Below are 1,409 nucleotides of genomic sequence, written 5' to 3'. Positions count from 1 at the left end.
GCCCGCAGAGGCCGCAGCTACTCGCACGGCATTTGTACCAAGCGCCACCTGCATTCCTTTTTTCACATGGCCTAACGCCACGTGCCCCATCTCGTGACCGATCACCGCTTCGACTTCGTTATCCGTCATCATATCCATCAGCCCGCTATAGACACGGATACAGCCGTTAGCCATTGCAAAGGCGTTCACATCCTTCGCCATATACACTTTGTAATTCACCGGCTGACCGTTGATATTGTTGCCTAGCGCATTGGCAATAGTTGTCAGACGTTTAGCGTATTCGCTATTGGCTGGCGCAATCGTCGCCTTGCTGTCCATCTCCTGACATGCCTGATCGCTCAGGGCTTTCACCTGCGCATCACTCAAACTGTAAGCCTGAAAAGCTTCCGCTCCTGATGAAAGCAGTCCGTTGGAGTCCATATTCTGGCAACCAGTCAGTACCGTTGCCACGCTCATTGCTACCAATAAGGCGCGAATTTTCATGTTTTCTCTTCCGCACAAGGTCAGGATTATTCTAAAAATGCGCCGTTTGCAGGTGAATCGACGCTCAGTCTCAGTATAAGGAAAAGCGCAGCGGACGGGCGAGTAGATTGCGCAACATGCGAGCATGATCCAGAGATTTCTGAAGCGGCAAAAGGATGTTCCATGTACATGACGCGCGGCTTGCGGTAAATTGTTGGCAAATTTTCCGGCGTAGCCCAAAACGCGCTGTCGTCAAGTCGTTAAGGGCGTGCCCTTCATCATCCGATCTGGAGTCAAAATGTCCTCACGTAAAGAGCTTGCCAATGCTATTCGTGCGCTGAGCATGGACGCAGTACAGAAAGCCAAATCCGGTCACCCGGGTGCCCCTATGGGTATGGCTGACATTGCCGAAGTCCTGTGGCGTGATTTCCTGAAACACAACCCGCAGAATCCGTCCTGGGCTGACCGTGACCGCTTCGTGCTGTCCAACGGCCACGGCTCCATGCTGATCTACAGCCTGCTGCACCTCACCGGTTACGATCTGCCGATGGAAGAACTGAAAAACTTCCGTCAGCTGCACTCTAAAACTCCGGGTCACCCGGAAGTGGGTTACACCGCTGGTGTGGAAACCACCACCGGTCCGCTGGGTCAGGGGATTGCCAACGCAGTCGGTATGGCGATTGCAGAAAAAACGCTGGCGGCGCAGTTTAACCGTCCGGGCCACGACATTGTCGACCACTACACCTACGCCTTCATGGGCGACGGCTGCATGATGGAAGGCATCTCCCACGAAGTTTGCTCTCTGGCGGGTACGCTGAAGCTGGGTAAACTGATTGCATTCTACGATGACAACGGTATTTCTATCGATGGTCACGTTGAAGGCTGGTTCACCGACGACACCGCAATGCGTTTCGAAGCTTACGGCTGGCACGTTATTCGCGACATCG

General features: G+C 53.7%; 1 protein-coding gene and 1 pseudogene. One reads left to right on the top strand and one right to left on the bottom strand.

Annotated elements, in window-relative coordinates; genetic code table 11:
• Positions 1-483, bottom strand: a pseudogene (gene loiP / locus R7Z41_RS23790) (metalloprotease LoiP); the annotation flags it as partial.
• A gap of 277 nt (positions 484-760) precedes the next feature.
• Between loiP and R7Z41_RS23785 the strand changes: the two are divergent.
• A partial coding sequence (locus R7Z41_RS23785; protein ID WP_318141618.1) for a 1-deoxy-D-xylulose-5-phosphate synthase N-terminal domain-containing protein occupies positions 761-1,409 on the top strand: 649 nt, incomplete at its 3' end.

Origin of the sequence: Vibrio sp. 1457 (genome assembly GCF_033340195.1) — a bacterium.
GTDB lineage: Bacteria > Pseudomonadota > Gammaproteobacteria > Enterobacterales > Vibrionaceae > Vibrio > Vibrio alginolyticus.
The sequence above is the reverse complement of the archived record's forward strand: the minus strand, read 5'-3'. Positions and strand labels throughout refer to the sequence as shown.